This is a genomic window from Nitrogeniibacter aestuarii, assembly GCF_017309585.1.
Classification (GTDB): domain Bacteria; phylum Pseudomonadota; class Gammaproteobacteria; order Burkholderiales; family Rhodocyclaceae; genus Nitrogeniibacter; species Nitrogeniibacter aestuarii.
In genome coordinates, this window is sequence record NZ_CP071321.1 from 4,015,708 (window position 1) to 4,034,204 (window position 18,497).

16 protein-coding genes are annotated in these 18,497 nt (G+C 62.3%); 6 read left to right on the forward strand and 10 right to left on the reverse strand.

Translation table 11 applies throughout. From position 1 onward, the window contains the following. Positions 1-96: 96 nt before the first annotated feature. The 4 genes from J0W34_RS18660 to J0W34_RS18675 all read left to right on the forward strand — a co-directional run bounded on the left by J0W34_RS18660 (position 97) and on the right by J0W34_RS18675 (position 5,009). Positions 97-453, forward strand: coding sequence for a hypothetical protein (locus J0W34_RS18660; protein WP_230969761.1), 357 nt, complete (start codon positions 97-99; stop codon positions 451-453). Between the two features lie 46 nt (positions 454-499). Beyond that, positions 500-2,353, forward strand: coding sequence for an outer membrane protein assembly factor BamB family protein (locus J0W34_RS18665; protein ID WP_230969762.1), 1,854 nt, complete (start codon positions 500-502; stop codon positions 2,351-2,353). A gap of 96 nt (positions 2,354-2,449) precedes the next feature. Then, positions 2,450-3,115, forward strand: a complete 666-nt coding sequence (locus J0W34_RS18670; protein ID WP_230969763.1) for a cupin domain-containing protein — start codon at positions 2,450-2,452, stop codon at positions 3,113-3,115. Between the two features lie 109 nt (positions 3,116-3,224). Further along, positions 3,225-5,009, forward strand: a complete 1,785-nt coding sequence (locus tag J0W34_RS18675) for an ABC transporter transmembrane domain-containing protein (protein ID WP_230969764.1) — start codon at positions 3,225-3,227, stop codon at positions 5,007-5,009. A 76-nt stretch (positions 5,010-5,085) separates the two neighbouring features. Here J0W34_RS18675 and J0W34_RS18680 read toward each other — a convergent pair whose 3' ends face one another. From J0W34_RS18680 to J0W34_RS18705, 6 genes are all read right to left on the reverse strand, one after another. Continuing rightward, positions 5,086-5,676, reverse strand: a complete 591-nt coding sequence (locus tag J0W34_RS18680; RefSeq protein WP_230969765.1) for a molybdopterin-dependent oxidoreductase — start codon at positions 5,674-5,676, stop codon at positions 5,086-5,088. A gap of 33 nt (positions 5,677-5,709) precedes the next feature. Continuing rightward, positions 5,710-6,174, reverse strand: coding sequence for a DUF4265 domain-containing protein (locus tag J0W34_RS18685; protein ID WP_230969766.1), 465 nt, complete (start codon positions 6,172-6,174; stop codon positions 5,710-5,712). 215 nt (positions 6,175-6,389) lie between these two features. Then, complete coding sequence (locus J0W34_RS18690) at positions 6,390-6,629, reverse strand: hypothetical protein (RefSeq protein WP_230969767.1); 240 nt, start codon at positions 6,627-6,629, stop codon at positions 6,390-6,392. A 221-nt stretch (positions 6,630-6,850) separates the two neighbouring features. Next, positions 6,851-7,321, reverse strand: a complete 471-nt coding sequence (locus tag J0W34_RS18695; RefSeq protein WP_230969768.1) for a T6SS immunity protein Tdi1 domain-containing protein — start codon at positions 7,319-7,321, stop codon at positions 6,851-6,853. A gap of 43 nt (positions 7,322-7,364) precedes the next feature. Further along, the gene (locus tag J0W34_RS18700; RefSeq protein ID WP_230969769.1) at positions 7,365-8,027 is read right to left on the reverse strand and encodes a hypothetical protein; all 663 of its coding nucleotides are present in this window, start codon (positions 8,025-8,027) and stop codon (positions 7,365-7,367) included. Positions 8,028-8,177: 150 nt separating this feature from the next. Further along, complete coding sequence (locus J0W34_RS18705; protein WP_230969770.1) at positions 8,178-8,672, reverse strand: DUF3592 domain-containing protein; 495 nt, start codon at positions 8,670-8,672, stop codon at positions 8,178-8,180. 247 nt (positions 8,673-8,919) lie between these two features. On the opposite strand from J0W34_RS18705, the gene J0W34_RS18710 reads away from it, so the two are divergent. Together J0W34_RS18710 and J0W34_RS18715 are read left to right on the forward strand one after the other, a co-directional pair. Further along, positions 8,920-9,345 (forward strand): c-type cytochrome, encoded by a 426-nt coding sequence (locus tag J0W34_RS18710; RefSeq protein ID WP_227818213.1) that lies wholly within the window; start codon positions 8,920-8,922, stop codon positions 9,343-9,345. A 36-nt stretch (positions 9,346-9,381) separates the two neighbouring features. After that, positions 9,382-10,761, forward strand: a complete 1,380-nt coding sequence (locus J0W34_RS18715; protein WP_230969771.1) for a cbb3-type cytochrome c oxidase subunit I — start codon at positions 9,382-9,384, stop codon at positions 10,759-10,761. A gap of 357 nt (positions 10,762-11,118) precedes the next feature. On the opposite strand, the gene J0W34_RS18720 is transcribed toward J0W34_RS18715, so the two are convergent. From J0W34_RS18720 to vgrG, 4 genes are all read right to left on the reverse strand, one after another. Next, the gene (locus J0W34_RS18720) at positions 11,119-11,655 is read right to left on the reverse strand and encodes a T6SS immunity protein Tli3 family protein (RefSeq protein ID WP_230969772.1); all 537 of its coding nucleotides are present in this window, start codon (positions 11,653-11,655) and stop codon (positions 11,119-11,121) included. A gap of 81 nt (positions 11,656-11,736) precedes the next feature. After that, positions 11,737-12,153 carry an effector protein Tle3 domain-containing protein gene (locus tag J0W34_RS18725; RefSeq protein ID WP_331001544.1) on the reverse strand — a complete coding sequence of 139 codons (417 nt, stop codon included), beginning with the start codon at positions 12,151-12,153 and terminating at the stop codon, positions 11,737-11,739. A gap of 465 nt (positions 12,154-12,618) precedes the next feature. Continuing rightward, complete coding sequence (locus J0W34_RS18730; protein WP_230969774.1) at positions 12,619-13,437, reverse strand: DUF7738 domain-containing protein; 819 nt, start codon at positions 13,435-13,437, stop codon at positions 12,619-12,621. Then, positions 13,434-18,344, reverse strand: coding sequence for a type VI secretion system tip protein VgrG (gene vgrG / locus J0W34_RS18735; protein ID WP_230969775.1), 4,911 nt, complete (start codon positions 18,342-18,344; stop codon positions 13,434-13,436). Before vgrG ends, J0W34_RS18730 begins: the two co-directional genes overlap by 4 nt. Positions 18,345-18,497 lie beyond the last annotated feature (153 nt).

Consider the following 18,497-nt stretch of genomic DNA (forward strand, 5'->3'; position numbering starts at 1 on the left):
AGGGAAACAAGGACTCGTAGCCTTTGATCTGTCGGGACCGGCCTTGAATTGCGGCCCGCACAAAACCATCGCCCCAACTCTTTTCGGAGCATCACCATGTCCCAGTCACTGACAAAACGCCTCGCCCTCAGCGCTGCCCTGCTCGCCCTGCCCCTCTGGGCGCATGCCGGCGGAGCCTATCTGGAAATCACGCTGAAGGTCGATCCCAAGGACCGCCCGGCCGCCGGGGCCGTCTACACCAAGTATCGCCAGCCCTTCCTCGACCAGATTCCAGGCGCGACGTCCAAGGAGCTGCTGATCCGCGACGAGGACGTGCAAGTGCTGCACGGCTTTAAGACCAAGGAAGAAGCCACGGCCTACCTCGGCAGCGATCTGTTCACTCACGACGTGGTCAGCGAGCTCAAGCCGCTGCTCAAGGCCGACCCTGAAGTGCGCATCTACACCACCAACTGATTCCCCAGGCCCGGCGGTTTTCGGCCACCCCTCCAGGAGAAGAAGCATGTCATATCGCCCCCGGCGCCGCAGTGCGGCGCTTGCGGCCATCCTTGCGATGGCTGCCCACGCCCCGTTCGCCATGGCGGACGATGCGGGCAACTGGCCGGTGTATTCGGCCGACGCATTCAATACCAACTGGAACCGGAACGAGACGATCATTTCACCCCGTAACGTGGCACGACTGACGCGGGCCTGGAGCACATTCAACGACGCGCAATGGCGGCCGGAACCACCGCCCACCGGCTTCATCCTCGAGGACGCGCTGGACCTGCGCTTTCCGGCGTCGGTCGTCGGCGTGGTCGCCCCGCCGCTGGTGATCGACGGCACCATCTACTACATCGACAGCCTTGGCACCATGTTCGCGCGCAACGCGAGAACGGGCACCATCACGCACACCCGCCGGCACTGGACAACCACGCTGGTCGACCCTGATTTCACGGCGCAGACCCCACCAGTCGCCCCGGATCTGTATTACTCCGCGCCGGTGGTGGACGATGGCCTGATCTGGATTCACAGCTCCCTGAACGGCCGGCTTCACGCCATCCGGCAGATCGGTGGGCAGGAGATCGACTTCGACCCCGCCACACCGGGCATCCAGCCCTATGCCATCACCCCGGGGGAAATCCTGGCCTCCAACCTGGGGGAACCGGTGATCGTGACCACTCCGGTGGCCAACCCCGCCCTGCCCGGCCTGCGCAAACTCTTCATCACCGAGGTGAACGTCATCATCAATGACGCCGTGGAGCAGGGCGATCAGGTGGGATTCGTCGTCGCCATCGACATCACCGACCCGAGGCGCCCGGTCGAAGCCTGGCGCACCGCTACCATCGACATCGACCCACAGACCGGCAAGCGCTATGGTTCGGGCGTCTCGGCAGGTTCGGGCCTGGCGGTCGACCGCGCACGGCACCTGATCTACGGCGGCACCGGACAGAACACCAGCCGCCCCTACCCGGGCTACCCCGATCCTGCTGCGGCCCCTGCCGGCTATGTGGACCGCAGCGACGCGATCTATGCCATCGATTACCGCACCGGCGCATTCGTCTGGGTCAATCAATTGCATGTGGGAGACGTGTTCGACCTCAACAATCCGACACCCGCCGGCCCGGGCTCGCCCCCGACCGACGCCGACGTGCTGTCACCGCCGGTGCTCTTCACCGCGCGCACGGCGGACGGTACCCGACGCGATCTGGTCGGCTGCGGCAGCAAGGGCGGCCTCTACCGGGTGGTCGACCGGGTCACCGGTGAAACGGTCTGGGAGCGCTGGATCAGCAAGCCTACCGGCCTGGGCGGCATTCAGGCAGGTTCAGCCTACGCGGACGGCGTTGTCTATGTCGCTGGCTTCGAAGGCATCGACGACGGCTTCTCGGACGCCAACTTCGACGCGCCGAACAGCCGCTTCCTGAACGCGTTCTTCGCCACCTTCAGCCCGGTCTTCTGGGCCGATGTGGAAGATGTGAGCGACGACGGGCTGGCCATCACCGGCATGCAGACCAAGGTCTACGCTCTGGATGCCGGCACCGGCGAGCCGTTGTGGTCGCCCCCGGACACCGGTCTCGACCATGTCGTGCTCAAGGCCGGCGCGGCCTTGCGCCATGTCTCGGTCGCCAATGGCCTGCTCTACGTCACCACCTCATCGGGCCAGCTCTTCGTGCTCAACGCCCGCAACGGGCGTCAGCTCTTCACGGACCAGACGCTGGATCTGAACCAGGAATTCCCGCTGGGTCTGGGCAAGCCGCATCACGCGAGCATGAACGCGGGCACCGTGATCAGCAACGGCATGGTCTACGTGCCCTACGGCGCGCAGAACAATCCGTCCGGTGGCATGCTGGCGTACAAGATCGGCCCGCTGGAGTAAGCGTTCGTCCTCCGTCAGATCAAGGCGATCCACCTTGATCTGACGGAGACACGGTCAGAAGACCGCGCTGCGCGAGACCTTCGACAGGAGCATCCCATGTCAATGAACATGAAGCTGAACGACGACATGACCGGGCGGGTCATCGTCGACACCGTCAGCACCCCCTGGGTCGAAAGCCCGACACCCGGCGTTCGCCGCCGCATGCTGGCTCGGCACGGCGGCGAGCAAGGCTTGGCGACCAGCATCGTGCGCTACGATCCGGGCGCACGCTTTCCCGAGCACGCCCATCCGGAAGGAGAAGAGATCTACGTGCTGAGCGGCTGCTTCGAGGACGAGCACGGGCGCTACCCCGCGGGCACCTATCTGCGTAACCCGCACGGTTCGACTCACACGCCGTTCAGCCAGACCGGCTGTGACTTGTTCGTGAAACTGCGCCAGTTGCCCGCCCATGCCACACGTTCAGTCGTCGCGCCTCCCGGCCCCGCGGACTGGCGACCGGGCCTGGTTCCCGGGCTGTCTGTGTTCAGTCTCGACGCGCAGGGGCCGGGGCACACCGCGCTGGTCCGCTGGTCGCCGGACACCCGTTTTCAGCGCCATTGGCACCACGGAGGCGAGGAAATCCTGGTGCTCGATGGCACATTCGAAGACGAACATGGACGTTACCCCACCGGCACATGGATCCGCTCCCCGCACATGAGCACCCATGAGCCCTTCTCCCGCGAAGGCTGCCTCATCCTGGTGAAGGTCGGGCATCTGGCCTGAGTCCGCTGCTCGTGCGCGTGTGCACGGGGGCAGCAACGTACTGCCGCACTTCCAGGCGCCGCACCGCAGCCCCAAGTCACGTCTGCGCGCCGGGGCTCATAATGGGCGCATGCCAGACCAGACCCAAGCCCCGCTTCGCATCCCGCCCCTCACCGCCCTGTGGCCCTTCATGCGGCCCTACCGGGCACGCATCGCACTCGCCTTCGTGCTGCTATGCCTGGCGTCGGCCACCATCCTGCTGGTTCCGCTTGCGTTCAGGGATGTGGTCGATGCCGGCTTCGGCGCGCCCGCGCAGCCGCACGACACCCTGCTGGGCGGACTCGGCCTCAATGGCCAGTTTCTCGCCCTGTTCGGCATGGCCAGCTTCTGGGCGGCGATGGTCGCTGCGCGCTACTACACCGTCTCGTGGATCGGTGAGCGCGTCAGCGCCGATCTGCGCGCAGCGGTCTATCGGCGGGTGCTGTCGCAGTCGCCGGAGTTCTTCGAAACCACCCAGACCGGCGAAGTGCTCTCCCGACTGACCGGCGACACCACGCTCATCCAGACCGTGGTGGGCAGCTCCGTCTCGCTCGGGCTGCGCAGCCTGTTTCAGTTCGTGGGCGGCATGATCATGCTCGCCGTCACCAGCTTTCATCTGTTTGCGCTCAACCTGGGGCTGATGGTCGTCCTGGCCCTGCCGATTTTCGGCATCGGCCGCAGCGTCAAGAAGCTCTCGCGCGAGTCACAGGACCGCATCGCCGACACCTCGGCCCTGGCGGGCGAAATCCTCAATGCCATGCCCACGGTGCAGGCGTACACCCAGGAACACCGAGAGGCCGAGCGTTTCACGCAACGCACCGAAACCAGCTTTGTCACGGCCATCCGCCGCACCCGGCTGCGCGCCCTCATGACCGCACTGATCATCGCTGCGGTGATGGGCATCATCGTGTTCGTGCTGTGGGTGGGTGCGCGCCAGGTCAATGAGGGCCTGCTCACCCATGGCGAGCTGCTGTCGTTCGTGCTCTATGCCGCACTGGTGGCCGGCGGCGTCGGGACCCTGTCCGAGGTATGGGGCGAAGTCATGCGCGCGGGCGGCGCGGCCGAGCGCCTGCTTGAGCTGCTGCACGCGCAACCGGCCATTCGCGAAACCCCGCGGCTCACCCGCCCCGCCAGTGCGGCACCGGTCGGACTGAGCTTCGAGCATGTGAGCTTCAGCTATCCGGCACGCCCTGACACGCTGGCGCTGGATGACATCAGCCTGCAGGTGGGGGCCGGCGAGAGCGTGGCGCTGGTGGGCCCGTCGGGCGCCGGCAAGAGCACGCTCTTTCAGGCCCTGTTGCGCTTTTACGACATCTCCGCCGGCACCATCTGTATCGACGGGCAGGACATCCGCGACCTGAGCCTGCACGATCTGCGCCGCGATATCGCCATCGTGGCGCAGGACCCGGTCATCTTCTCGGCCAATACGCTCGAGAACATCCGCTACGGCCGCCCCGACGCCACCGACGACGAGGTCAAGGCGGCGGCCCGCGCTGCCTTTGCGGAGGAATTCATCGAGCGCCTGCCCGAGGGCTACCAGACCTTCCTGGGCGAGCGCGGCACCCGCCTGTCGGGCGGCCAGCGACAGCGCATCGCCATCGCCCGCGCCATCCTCAAGGGCGCGCCGGTGCTGCTGCTGGACGAGGCCACCAGTGCGCTCGATGCCGAGTCGGAAGTGCTGGTCCAGCGCGGACTCAAGGCCGCCATGCAGGGGCGCACCACCATGGTCATCGCCCATCGACTCGCCACCGTGCAGCAGGTCGATCGCATCGTGGTCATGGAGCATGGACGCATCGTCGAGATCGGTACGCCGGCCCAGTTGCGTCAGCAAGGCGGGCTCTACGCACGACTGGCGGCACTGCAACTGGAGGGCTGAGCGAGCCACCCGTGAGCGGATTCAAGCTGCGACCGGCACGACTCGCCACGTCATCACACCACCGACGAGCCGCGACCTACCCCGGCACGACGTGAATGGAATACAGCCCCCACGGACACCCGGCGAAGCGCTCGGGCAGCGGCCGGGCCGCGAATTCGGGGATGCGGTCAGCATCGTACAGCGCCCACAACGGGCCCAGACCACCGAGCGCCATGGGCGTGTCGTCGAGGGTCAGCGCGAGGATGAAGCCGAGCCGTTCGATTTCGCCGACGCGGCTCTCCAGCGTGTAGCCATCGAAGGCCCGCAGGGTGACCTGTGTGGCAGCGCCAGCGGGCGCGCCGGCGTCTGCAAGCACCGTTGAAAGCCTCGGGCCGCGCAGCGTGTGGGCACGGCCGTCATACTCAAGCGTCGGGGCAATGGTGTGCTGGGCCATGGCGGCCAGCGTGGCGTAGCGATACGTGCGGGCGCGATCGAACTGCACGCCGTGCTTGCTCATGAGCACATCGCTGGCCGGGTCGAGCGGACCGCGATTGGGGTGCGTGACCGCCCCGGAGACCGTGAGCAGCACCGGCCCGTCGGGTTCAGAGGACGCCGCTTGCACCGCCGGGGCCGCTGTCGCAGCCATCGCCAGCCCGGCCCCCCGCTGGATGAAAGCGCGTCGATCCATGTCACACCCCCCGGCGTGGATGCAAGGCCACAATCAGGCCTCTTCAGGAAACAGCGAATCGTAGGTGGGGTCGGCGTATTCCCATTCAGTGTCGTTTTCGACCAGCAGCTCGCAGACGGTGTCCAGGTCGACGCCCGGCGGAAGATCCACCGAGAAGAAACGCGGATCTGCCCCTTCGTAGGTACACCCGAGTTTGACCAGCGCCTGCAGCACGCGATCGGCGCGACCTTTTTTCCTGGCCCGCTCCTCGAAGATCACACGCACGGTCCGGTGCCCCGACTTCGCATCCACGCGCTCGACGCACGGCAATTCTTCAGCCGGGTCGAACGGAGCAAACACCGTGTCCTTCCAGGACACGCCGTAGGCATAGAAGGGGGAATTGGCCAGTTCGTAGCGATCGTCCCCAAGCGGCTTTGCCCACAGGGTCTCGACATCGTCGGTACCGTCATCCGCGGGGACACGGAAGAGAATCTTTGCAAAGCCGTCTGGATTCGTCATGAAACACCCTTGTCGTTGAATACACCCCAGCCGTCGAGATCACCGTCCATGGCCGACGGGCGCTCGAACGCCACGACCTTCTCAACCGTCACTTTCATGATCGGGAACCGTTCGCGCCATACCGTCACCCGACACCCAGACGACGGAAGAGCCCCCTGAATTGAGCCGAAACAGGCGTAAGGCCGTCAGCGGAACGCGGTGGCGTGATCGGGATTCTACTTCCGGCTGATGCGCTCCGACACCCGCTGGAGCATGGCGCGCATCGGCTCGTCGATCTCGTGGGGCTTCACTTTGGAAATGATGCTGTGGAGCACCCGGATTTCGTTGGGGTCGATCACCCCGTCTCGCTCGGCGATCGCCAGAATTTCCCCGAGTTCTGCTGCCGACAGTTTGCCGTCGTCGGCAAAGCAGTTGATCGACCTGAAGGTCATTTCCAGATAATCCCGTGATTCCATCGCATACACCTCAATCAGACAATCATCTTCCCGGCGCCATGCAGCGCCAGATCACGGACGGCGCATGGGGCGCGCCGCCAACTCGAACGGCATAACTATACGCGGATCACGAGGTCAATCACCTGCGCGTCGTCGATGCCCGGTTCTCTGCCGAGGGCAAACACCAGAGGCACCACAAAGAACGGCGCGCGGGCGTCGAACAGCGTATCCGCAAGCCCCCTTCACTCGTCGAGCACGAGATTCACACGCGTGCCGTCAGGCAGGTCTTTGATCTGCTGGTGGATCTGTGCGAGCAGCCCGTAATTGACGGCCAGATCCACCACCTCGATATTCCCGGCTTCGTACTTGCCGCCGAGCACCGGCGCAATCCTGAAGCTGTAGCACTGGCCGGGCGCGAGCGTCAGACCGGCGGCCACGCATTCATTGGTGAGCGAGATCAGCAGCCAGTAGTCGGCGTTGTCCCCGGTGTCGATCAGGGTGCAGAAAGTCTCACGACTATCGGCCAGCGGCGTCACCACGCCGGCGCCGATGTCGAGTAACTGAACGCTGCCGTCGTCCGGCACGAAGATGATGTCCCCGAAGCGATTGACCATCCACACGGTCAGATCTTCCGGCAGCAGCCACGCCCAGTCCGACAGCATGGCTGCCCAATCGTGGCCGGCCTGATCGATCAGGTAATCCGAAATATTCATGTCTGTCTCGATTCGACGTGAGCGGTCGATATGCCGTTACCGCTCACCGTGCGTCGTTGAAATTCTTCAGGACGACGTATTCGATTTCCTGGTTGGTCGCCCGGATGACCTTCATGCGCGCGCCCTTGTAGATGATGACGTCGCCTTCTGACTGATCCATGGTGAAGTTGGTCGTCACTGGCGCGTTCATGCGACTGCCGAAGTACTCCCGGTAGGTGAAGTTGAGCACTTCGCCGGCCTTGCCGTTGTATTCGATGATCTTCTGCTGTGCATTCGGATCGGAGCACACCGCGTCGCTTCGATACTTGATGGAACCGAACTCGCTCCCGAAGCAGCCCGACCACATGTCGTCCAGGCACACCTCGTTGGTGGCAGGCTTGTAGGTGAACTTGTTGGTCGACCCGCGCGATCCGCCCAGGAAGTTGAGGAACACGATGGGCCGGGAACCGAAGTTGAAGAAGGTATCGGTGCCGGGGACACGGCAATAGGCCCCTTCACCGATGATGGCGTACTTGCCCCGCAGGGTGCTCACATCGACGATGTCCGTGCGAAAGCCGCGCCCCTGCATCATGAGTCGATCACCCAGATAGGCGGTGCTCGTCTGGTTGATGGGTGGATAGGACACGTCCTGAAAGTTGAACCTGGGCGTGCTCGCGCACCCGGCGAGCAAGGCGACTGAAGACAGCAAGGGGATCGAGATTCGCATGTTTTCTCCGTGAGGGTGCTTTGGGTGTATCTGGCTCGGAACGCATTCGCGTCCCGACGCTATTCTTTCGTGAGGCTCAAGCGAGCCGGGACATCCACCCCATCAAGGTCGACGCTTCTGGCACGGTCTGCACGTCGAATTCCAACCGGATCATGTGTGGAACTCAAGCGCGTAGTAGATGCTCGGCAGCACGGCAAAGGCCAGGGTGACCAGCAACCCGGTCATGCCGGGGCGAATCAGAAAACTCTTCTCCGGTTTTTTCGGATTGTAGAAAACGTCGACGCTGCCGTCCTTATGCCTGCGGATCTTGTTCAATTGCCTGCGCAACAGGAAGCGGGCATTGTGGGACGCGACGATGACCCATGGCGACACCCGCGTTCCGCGAAACGTCTGCCCGGAAACGACATATTCGTAGAGTGAATCGACCTTGTAGTCCTGTTCGGAAACAAGCGGCTCGGTGCCGCCCCATTGCTTGACGGCCGCATCCAGCAGCACCCCGCTGACGCAAGGCCATTGCCGCACCAGAAGCTGTCGCACGAACGAGTAGACACAGATCACGAGCGCATACACGGCCACCAGGAACAGGACACCCTGCCGGTCACCGTCGAGGGCAAGCGCCCACATGTCTTTCACGTAGTCGATCATCGTCTGGATCACTCTCCCGACCAAGGGGAAACGCGCGCTGCCGCGGCACATTGACCAGCTTACCTGACGCAGCGTCATATGCCAGCCGCTTTCGCCCGCGACCCACAAAACCCCACTATTCAAGCGGTTTTTAGCCCGACTGCTAGCCCGCCCGCGCCCTTGACCCGAGTCAAGGAGCCAACCCCCGTCCCCGCTGCACACTGCCCCCCATGCTGCGAGCGCAGCGTTGACCAATACGGGAGGCCCCATGAGCGGCACATTCACAAAATCGATGGCGCGAAACATCTTTTACGGGGGGACAGTGTTCTTTGCCCTGCTGTTTCTCGCGCTCACGTTCGACACCACCAGCGCATTACCGAAGCGCGACAACCGACAGAACCTGACCGAGTCGGTGGCCCGCGGGAAACTGGTGTGGGAGACCAACAACTGCATTGGCTGCCACACGCTGCTGGGCGAAGGCGCCTACTTCGCGCCGGAGCTGGGCAACGTCTATCCGCGTCGCGGGCCGGAGTTCATCAAGGCCTGGATCCAGTCGCAGCCGACCGGCGCGCCGGGCCGTCGCCAGATGCCGAACTTCAATCTCACCGAGCAGCAACTGGACGACCTGGTGGAGTTCCTCAAGTACTCCTCCGAGATCGACACCAACAACTGGCCACCCAACATCGAAGGCTGATCGGCTGAACGACACGGACTCTCAGGAGATAGAACAATGCAATACAAATCCCAGGCTGTCGCGAAGCCTTACTTCATCGCGGCCATCGGGTTGTTCGTCGGGCAGATCCTGTTCGGCCTCATCATGGGCCTGCAGTATGTGGTTGGCGACTTCCTCTTCCCCACCATTCCGTTCAACGTGGCGCGAATGGTCCATACCAACCTGCTGATCGTGTGGCTGCTGTTCGGCTTCATGGGCGCGGCCTACTACATGGTGCCGGAGGAATCCGAAACCGAGCTGTACTCGCCCAAGCTGGCGATCGCCATGTTCTGGATCTTTCTGGTCGCCGGCGCGCTGACCATCGTCGGTTACCTGACGGTGCCCTACGCCACGCTGGCCGAATACACCGGCAACAACATCCTGGCCACCATGGGGCGCGAGTTCCTGGAGCAACCGCTGATCACCAAGGTGGGCATCGTGGTGGTCGCGCTGGCCTTCCTCTTCAACCTGACCATGACCATGCTCAAGGGCCGCAAGACCTCCATCAGCCTGGTGCTCATGCTCGGGCTGTGGGGCCTGGCAGTAATGTTCCTGTTCTCGTTCTACAACCCGGATAACCTGGTGCTCGACAAGTTCTACTGGTGGTGGGTGGTGCACCTTTGGGTGGAAGGCGTGTGGGAACTCATCCTCGGCGCACTGCTGGCCTTCGTGCTCATCAAGGTGACCGGCGTCGATCGCGAAGTGATCGAGAAGTGGCTGTACGTGATCATCACCCTCACCCTCATCACCGGCATCATCGGCACCGGTCACCACTACTTCTGGATCGGCACGCCGGAGTACTGGCAGTGGTGGGGTTCGATCTTCTCCGCGCTGGAGCCGATCCCCTTCTTCGCCATGACCGTCTTCGCCTTCAACATGGTCAACCGTCGCCGCCGCGACCACCCGAACAAGGCCGCCACCCTGTGGGCCCTGGGCACCGGCGTGATGGCCTTCCTGGGCGCTGGCGTGTGGGGCTTCCTGCACACCCTGGCACCGGTGAATTACTTCACCCACGGCACGCAGATCACTGCCGCCCACGGCCACATGGCCTTCTACGGCGCCTACGTGATGGTGGTGTTGTGCATCATCAGCTACGCCATGCCGATCCTGCGCGGCCGCGCCGCCAACAGCAACAAGTCGCAGGTGATGGAAATGTGGAGCTTCTGGCTGATGACCATCTCGATGGTGTTCATCACCCTGTTCCTCACCGCCGCGGGCATCCTGCAGGTATGGCTGCAGCGCTACTCCGACACCCCCATCCCGTTCATGCAGGCACAGGACCAGATCAGCCTGTTCTACTGGATGCGTGAATGGACCGGCGTGGTCTTTCTGATCGGCCTGGTCATCTACATCGCCAGCTTCTTTGTCAAAGGAGAAGAGAAGGCCGCAACGGCTTGACCCGATCACACACAGAGCATGAAAACGGCGGGTCTTCGGGCCCGCCGTTTTTCTATTCGAGACACCCGGGCGATTCGATGTCCGAACCGTCATCATCTGGAAGCATGTTGCTTCGGCGTGGACGTCCCCGCGCGAGAACTATTCGTCAGTCACCTACACCGGAGGCGACGGAATGCTCTAAACCACCCTGACGAGAGCAAGCCCTTCCTTCACGAATTGAGCGCAGGCGTTCGAACAGCTAACAATGACACTTTGCGATCTTGCCCCGCAACCGCATGTCGCATAAAAAACAGGGCGCCGCAGCGCCCTGTTTGCTTCCTGCCTGAAATGCCATGGCCCGTGGCGTGACCTCGACAGTCAAAGATTCGGATCGCAGCGCATCTGCGTCCAGCCCTTGTAGTTTTTCACCTCGGGGACTTTGGTGGGGAGGCCTTGGAACTCGGGGAGTTCAGCGTAACGCTTGGTAGGTAAATCATTCACAACATCGACCACTCTCATTCCCCAATAATCACCAAACGGCTTCGACGTCATGAAAAGCCGCCCGTCCTTGGATTCAATGAAGGCTTGCTGGTTGATGATGGTCAACTTGGTGATCTCTTCCACCCATGGACGCGTTCCGACCCAACGAGCGGTCGAAAATGTGCGACCTCCATCGCGTGAAACACGAAAAGCCGACACGTCGCTAAATGGTATGAAAACGTAATCCCCGTCGTCGTCAGCGTGGGTGATATCTGGAAGAAACACCCTGGCGAACTGGCTAATCACCTCGGTATTCAGGCCACGTTTTTCATCAACATAGAACAGCGCACCTTCGCATTCGTGGCCCGTCAAGGTCAGGTATCTGTGGTCGTCGAACCGATACACAACCTGCGTTGGCATCTTGTCACTGGGCATCGGTGCCTTACACCCAAAAAGCGCCCCGGTTAGCAGCAAGAACGTGAGTACAACGCGTAGCTTTGACACGTCTTTTTATCCCTAAATTGAGCCTAAAACGTACGAATCTGATGAACGCTCGGGGACTCTTTTGATTTCATTCAAGACTCCTGGCACAGCCAGAGGCCGACTCATTTGGGTTTTGATTTCTCGCGGCAGCTCCCCGGTGTTGTAATACTTAACGTCGTCCGGCTCCCTACTCAATCGCCAATCCGCCATCAGCAGCAGACGCTCCCAGAACGGCCCGCCATTGGGCAGGTTCGGATCGTAGCTCTTGCACCGTCCGATCGCCAGATCGAACGCTGCCGCATATTTCGAGGCGTTCATGTCCAGCACCATGGCTGAATGGTGGCTATTGACCGTCTTGGTGCTCGCGACCTTGGACCTGACCTCATCTTCATGATCAATGGGGTCAGAGTCATTGTTTTCTGCCTTCCCTGAGCGCCACCGACTTTCGATCTCCGCCCCGCCCCAAAGGCAAACAAATTAATGACTCTGACCCCATTGATCCTAGCGGCTGACCAGACTCCCCTAGGCTAACAAGGCCATCAGCGGGAACAAACGTGCACAGAAGCTCATTCCATCGGACACCTTTTTTTGAGCATCTTCGACCAGACCCGGCAAGCAACTGCTCAGTGGCTATCAGGTCCTCAGGGATTGTCGAGCCTAGTCGACTTCTTGCCGCCATTGCGCTCGCGGGCGCGCCGGTACACTGCTTCGCGCAACGGCTCTTTACCTAGGGTTTCATCCGCCGTTTGGGCCGATGGGGCGGTCTGGCTTAGGGATTCTGGTTGGTCGCTGGCGTGACACGCCGGGGCCAGCGCAGCTGAGAGCAAGAGCACACGCGTAAGAGTGCTCACTTCTTACGTTGATTCCTATCGTTGAAAGGCGACATCATTCACGGCACACAGGCCTTAAGGAGAGTCATTCTTCATAGCCAGAAATGCTGAACTCATAGACGTTTCCATGTTCAGATGCGCTATTGAGTCGCAAGTAAATGCGGGCTTTCTCACTGAATCCTCCGAATGGATGACTACAGTCGTTCGAGCCACAACGCAGCTTACGTTCAGGGTTGGCTCTTTCGCGGATTTCCCAGAACTCGGTTTCTGCATCAATGCCAAAGCCGTCAAGCTCCAAGTAGCCGGGAAACGGGTTCCTCGGACTTAGATCTGGAGGTTCAGGCATGGTCGACCCGTCAGGCATCAAAGGATTCCATGGCTCCCGTTCTTCTTTGATAATCGTAATCATCAAGAAATTCGCGATCTTGTGGTCTTTAAGAGACGAACCGACTTCTATACCTAAATCATCCCACGCACAAAGCACTCTCGAGTTTATCCCAGACGTGCACCTCGGATTACCCGGCAGCGCCAATTGCCAATTTTCTATGGGGTCGCCGACCGAGATGAGTGTGCCATCAATCATGATCTGCTCGCCCTGAATAACAATTTCGGGCTTCGCACCACGGACAATTGTGCGTGGCGTGCCATAGTCCGTGACCGCTCCGGTTTCCTCGTATGCCTTTCGGGCAAATTCGTTAATAAGTTCAAGCCTGGTAGGCTCCTTGCCTCCATTGCGTTCACGGGCCCTTCGGTAGATTTCCTCGCGCAACGTCTCTTTACTTGTCGCCTCTTTCGCCCCTTGTGATGACGGGGCAGACTGCCGTGAAAATGCCGATTGGTCGCTGGCGTCACACCCCGTGGTCAAGGCAGCTCCGAGCAGGAGCACTAGAGCGTAAGCCTTCATTTCGTCACCTGATTCTTTTCACCGAACATCGCTTCGAAATTCTCGTTTATGTAGTCCCAGAATTCCTGGCTACGTTGGCCGAATTTGTTGATCCCATCGCGTACTTCCTGTTCATGCGCCTTTCGTAGGGCCTCCCACTCGGTGGAAGACTCACCACGTTTGATCTGCTCAGGGTGGCTTTGGCCCCACGCCGTCACCGTCTGATCCTGCCAATTGGTATCGAAAGGGTGAACTAGGAACGCAGCCGCAACGGCGGCGGGATCCACGCTGACATCACCCCGCCAGCGGGCAGCCATGGCGGCGCCAACGGTCTTTACGGCCGATTGAGCAAGCTTGGCCGCCAAGGTGTGGAACGGATGGTTGTCATGGTCCTTCGCGAGCTGCGAATGTGTGGGGTCGGTGGACCCGTTGGTATTTGGGTCACCGGCACGATAGACCTGTTCGTCGCTCACACTGTTGGCGATCAGATGCAACAAGCTGTTGTAAACAAAACTGTAGAGGTTGCCAACCATGCCAAAAGTGTAATGCATCAGCGCTTCCGGGACTTGATGCCCTGGCACGCTCGCCCACTTGTCTCGCAGCCAAAGATATTGCTTGAATCGCTTCAAGTACGCCGGGTCGCTATGTTCTTCAAGGAGGATGAGCATCGCCCGATCGCTCGGCGTGCGCTCCCCGGGTTTGTTGGCCTGGAATTCCCACTGAACCTTGAACAGCATGTCGGCAATCATGCCGAAGGTGCTGGCAATCACGTCTTCGGAATCAAACATGCCGGTCACGACCGGGTAGGGGTGCTTGCCCGCCGCCTTGGACGTCCATGGCAGCACATTGGTGTAGCCCACCTTACGCAGGCTCAGTTCGACAAAGTTACTGTGCGCAAAATAGTCTTCCAGCACGTGCAGGCCGGCACCAAAATGGCGGTATCCCTCGGGCGTCCTTCCGGCCATGGCAGCCGTGTCCATCTGCGAGCGCATGTACTCGCGTGAGGCCGCGATGTAGCGCTTCATCGAGGTGACCGGATCCACGCCCAGCGATTCACGCGTAGGGAGCGGCTGGAAGTCCGGGTCGATGCTTCGGGGATCTTTGGCGGCCGGATCGTTGTTGGTGGGGTTGTCGATGTGCTCGACCGGACGGTAGACGCCGAGTATTTTCGGCGTCACGGCATAGAGTTTCCGCTCTTCGCGTTTATCGCCGAACTCGATTTCCGCCTTAAGGGCGACCAACTTGGTCAGGGTTTCGCGTGAAAGATAACGCCCAATATCCTTGGGCAGGTTGGGCGGACGGACGATTTTCGGATCAAGGACTTGAGAATAGTCTCGCAGCCAGTTACCAAAGTAGATCTGTTTACGAATTTCGGGTCTTGCATACTCCTCACGGTCGCTATCTAACAGCGCATCTTCAATCGATTGGTGCCCAAACGAGCTCTCCGGCCGTTCCTCGGCATGCTCACCCCGGCCTGCGCCAAAGTACTCCAACGTGCCGCTCTTGCCTTCATTGCGCTGAGCCTCCTCCCCTTGGGCCAGCTGGATGGCTTTTCGGGCCGCGTTGTAGTTGACGCTCAGTGGCCCGGTGTAGTCGGGCGAGGCGTAGTGCGCGAATTCGGTCTTGGATGTGTTTTCCAGGTCGTACTGTGCAATTTCATAGGCAAACTTGGCACCCTCATCTCCGGAGGCATCGGGCTCAACACGTGGACTGCCATCCGCGTTTTTGTCTGCCAGATCCTCGCGCAGCACGGCGTCAATGTAGTGACCGAACTCGTGAAGTAGCACAGTCAGCAGATGCCACGCCTCAGCGTTGTCTTCGGCGGCGCGATCCGCTGCGACGCGATGAACGCGGATCTCCCGCGTCTCGTTGTCAAACGCGGCCGGGTACGGCCCTCCCGACATCAGCACGATCTTTGCATTCGGGATGGAACCGCTTTTCAAGCCCTCCTGCAGTTTGATGTATGTCTTGGCGTCAATGTCAAAGCCAAAAATTGGCGCAACCAAAGCGATGAACTCGGCCCTTGTCGACTTTTGAGCGAACTGAGTCAGTTGATCGTAGGCGAAGGTGCTTTCCAAGCGTCGCTCCGGCTCCGGTGCAATGAAACTCGCGGGCAGCACCGGCAACGCATAGCTTTCACTCGTCGGCCCACTAAAACTCTTCTTGCTCGCATGCACCGTGATCGTCCCCGGGCACTGCACGGTGATGCCCCCGTCGATGGTGATGCTGGCCCCGCCACCGACTGACATGACGATCTTCTTCGCCGCCGCAAAGTCGATGTTGGCGCTGGCCGAGACGAGTTTGAGGTCTTTCTTGCTCTGGAACTTCATCTCGTCGCTCTGGGCCTGGGCGTCGATGTCGCCCTGGGCGGCAATGAGCTTGATGCCGGTGTTCTGCTCGCCGGGCTGAATGGCGCCGGCGAGCAGGCCGATGGCCTGGCCGGTGTGGATGCGGGTCTTGCCGGCGATGGCAAAGTTGGTGTCCTGACCGCTCATGAGGGTGGCGGTCTCGCCCACGGTCCATTGCAGGTGTTGCCCGGCAACCATGGCCAGGCCGGCTTTGGCGGCCTGGACGATGGCGGCATCGGTGAGGTGCGGGACTTTGCCATCGCCCACGGCGGTGTTCTTGGCGCCCGCGTCGCTGTTCGCGGCGCCGGTGCTGTCTTTGGCGACCATGCCGCTGGCGACGGTGTGCAGGGCCTTGATGGGGGCGGCGTCGGGGTCGATGGCGCTCTGGTTGGCGGCCTGGGTGCCCAGGGCGCTGGCCAGTTGCACGGTCTGGTGGGTCTTGGCGGCGCCCGAGAGGGTTTCGCCGAGGGTGGTGGCTTGCTTGAGCAGGGCCATGCCGGCGCTGTTGTCGCCGGCCGGTTCTCGGTCACTGCCTTTGGCCCAGGTGCTCATGAGCAGGCCGTTGCCGGCGCGCAGGGCGCCCCAGGCGTCGGTTCTGAGTTCGACGCCGGTGCCACGGAAGGAGCCGCGGTAGTTGTCGGCCTGGTGGATGAGGTGGCCGAGGTTGAGTTCGCTGGTCGATTCGGTGCTCTTGAGCTGCACGCGCTGCTGGCTGTCAGTGTCGTCGAAGACGAGCTGGTTGTAGCCGGCGTAGCTGCCGTTGGCACCAAACTCTTTGGTCTTGAAGCCGGTCAGGGCAGCGGCGTGGCCGTGGCCGGTGGAGGCGCCGCCGTGCCAGGCGGGGCTGTTGCCGGCGCTGAGGTTGCCCTGGGCGGAGGGGCTGTGGTCGGTGGCCTGGGTGAAGACGCTGGTGTCCGATGCGCTGCCCGCCTCGCCGCCCGGGGTCGGCACCACGCCGCCTTCACCCCGGCCGTTGTAGAGCGCGCCGATGACGATGGGGCGGTCGATGTCCTGCCCCAGGAAACCCACGAGCACTTCCTGCCCGATACGCGGGAGAAACTGCCAGCCCATGCCTTCGCCGGCCTGGCGGCTGGCCACGCGCAGCCAGCAGCTGCGGTTGTCGTCCGCTTCGAGGCCTTGCTGCCAGTGGAAGCGCACCTTGATGCGTCCGTATTTGTCGCAGTAGAGCTCGTCGGCGCCGTTGGGGCTGGCTTCGCCCTGCGGGCCGACGACGATGGCGGTCATGGGGCCGGGGGCGGTAGGGCGCGGGTTGAGGCGCTCGCCGGTGCCGTCGGCCAGTACGGGGCGCCAGGGCACGCTGAGGCGTTGGGTGTCGAACTGGTTGCCGTAGCCCCGTTCGCAGGCCAATTCGAGGATGCGATCGGGCAGTTGGGCGGGGGCGTGGGCGATGTCGGCGCGGGGTGTCTCGGCCTCTTCCCAGGCGCCGGGGTCGGTGTGCAGTGCGCCGGACAGGCGCTTGGCGATGCTGGCCATGGCTTCGCCGGTGAGGTTGTTGATGCCCACATGCAGCACCGAGCGCAGGCCGAAGCGGGTGGCGTTCTCGTCGGTGGCGTCGTCGGGTGAGTCGACCAGGGCGTCGAGCGTCGATTCGCTCAGGCTGAAGGCCAGCCCGGGGCGGAAGCTGCGCACGGTGCCGCGGCCGATGAAGGTCTTGAAGCGTGCTTCGCGCGCTTCGAGCATGAGCCCGGCGTAGTGCTCGGCTTCGGCCCGGTCGGCGTAGGCGTAGAGCCCGGCGTCGTCGAAGTCTTCGAGCACCGGGGCGTTGGGGCCGCCGGGGCGCTGCACGCTGGGCAGGCTGGTGGCGACGATCTTCTTGTGCTTGTAGTCGTAGCTGAGCGTGGTGCCCACCGACAGGCCGAGCTTGCGGTGGGCGCCGAGCGCGACGATGGCGTCGCTCTCTTCCTGCGAGTCGGCGCGGTGAAAGCGGATGCCGCCCGCCTGGGACTGGACGTCTTCGGGGAAGGCGCCGCTGTCGGCGAACAGGCGCATGCGGTGGCCGGCCGGGGCGCTGTCGTCTTCTTCCATGCACCAGCCGATGCCTTCTTCGGCCAGCAGGCGGGAAATGAAGGCGTAGTCGGTTTCGCCGTATTGCACGCAGTAGCTGCGGGGGCGCACGCGCTCCAGAAAGCCTGCCACTTCATCGCTCCACTGCCAGGCAGCGAACTGCTGGTGGGTGGCGAATACCTGCTCAACGATCTGGACCACGCTCTTGTCCTGGAAGACGCGGTTGTTGCGCGTTTGCGTGAGCAGCCAGCTCCAGGACACCACCACCAGCCGGTGGCGGGTGAAGCCGCCGTCGCTGCCCAGTTTGAAGGCGGCGCGCACGAGACCGCTGCGGGTGCTGGCGCTGCCGTCGGGCAGGGCGCAGCGCAGGCTCACCGCCTTGCCCAGAAAGTCCTTGAGCGCCAGGTGCGCGTCGGTCGACAGCGCGTCGATGCACAGCTCGAACCCCTGCGACAGGGCCTCATGGCCCCACCAGGCTTCGACCAGCACCGCAGGGCCGCTGTCGCGCCAGCTCAGATCGTACAGCCGCGTGGCGGTGGAAAACTCGGAAAACATGGGCTTGAGGAAATGACAAGAGGGTTGGATTTTCGCAAAACACCATTCGAATGTCATTTGCAATTTGTCACATGCGGACACAAATCCTCATGCCGCCCTCCACCGTCGCGTCACGGACTTTTGGTCGACATCAAGGAAAGCATGTGCCGTCCC

What these genes read in the sequence shown, in the direction of transcription:
- J0W34_RS18715 (WP_230969771.1), top strand. Translation starts at nt 9,382, where the DNA reads ATGCAATACAAATCCCAGGCTGTCGCGAAGCCTTACTTCATCGCGGCC.
- J0W34_RS18685 (WP_230969766.1), bottom strand. Translation starts at nt 6,174, where the DNA reads ATGACGAATCCAGACGGCTTTGCAAAGATTCTCTTCCGTGTCCCCGCG.
- J0W34_RS18665 (WP_230969762.1), top strand. Translation starts at nt 500, where the DNA reads ATGTCATATCGCCCCCGGCGCCGCAGTGCGGCGCTTGCGGCCATCCTT.
- J0W34_RS18720 (WP_230969772.1), bottom strand. Translation starts at nt 11,655, where the DNA reads ATGCCCAGTGACAAGATGCCAACGCAGGTTGTGTATCGGTTCGACGAC.
- J0W34_RS18690 (WP_230969767.1), bottom strand. Translation starts at nt 6,629, where the DNA reads ATGGAATCACGGGATTATCTGGAAATGACCTTCAGGTCGATCAACTGC.
- J0W34_RS18710 (WP_227818213.1), top strand. Translation starts at nt 8,920, where the DNA reads ATGAGCGGCACATTCACAAAATCGATGGCGCGAAACATCTTTTACGGG.
- J0W34_RS18680 (WP_230969765.1), bottom strand. Translation starts at nt 5,676, where the DNA reads ATGGATCGACGCGCTTTCATCCAGCGGGGGGCCGGGCTGGCGATGGCT.
- J0W34_RS18670 (WP_230969763.1), top strand. Translation starts at nt 2,450, where the DNA reads ATGTCAATGAACATGAAGCTGAACGACGACATGACCGGGCGGGTCATC.
- J0W34_RS18700 (WP_230969769.1), bottom strand. Translation starts at nt 8,027, where the DNA reads ATGCGAATCTCGATCCCCTTGCTGTCTTCAGTCGCCTTGCTCGCCGGG.
- J0W34_RS18695 (WP_230969768.1), bottom strand. Translation starts at nt 7,321, where the DNA reads ATGAATATTTCGGATTACCTGATCGATCAGGCCGGCCACGATTGGGCA.
- J0W34_RS18705 (WP_230969770.1), bottom strand. Translation starts at nt 8,672, where the DNA reads ATGATCGACTACGTGAAAGACATGTGGGCGCTTGCCCTCGACGGTGAC.
- J0W34_RS18660 (WP_230969761.1), top strand. Translation starts at nt 97, where the DNA reads ATGTCCCAGTCACTGACAAAACGCCTCGCCCTCAGCGCTGCCCTGCTC.
- vgrG (WP_230969775.1), bottom strand. Translation starts at nt 18,344, where the DNA reads ATGTTTTCCGAGTTTTCCACCGCCACGCGGCTGTACGATCTGAGCTGG.
- J0W34_RS18675 (WP_230969764.1), top strand. Translation starts at nt 3,225, where the DNA reads ATGCCAGACCAGACCCAAGCCCCGCTTCGCATCCCGCCCCTCACCGCC.
- J0W34_RS18730 (WP_230969774.1), bottom strand. Translation starts at nt 13,437, where the DNA reads ATGAAGGCTTACGCTCTAGTGCTCCTGCTCGGAGCTGCCTTGACCACG.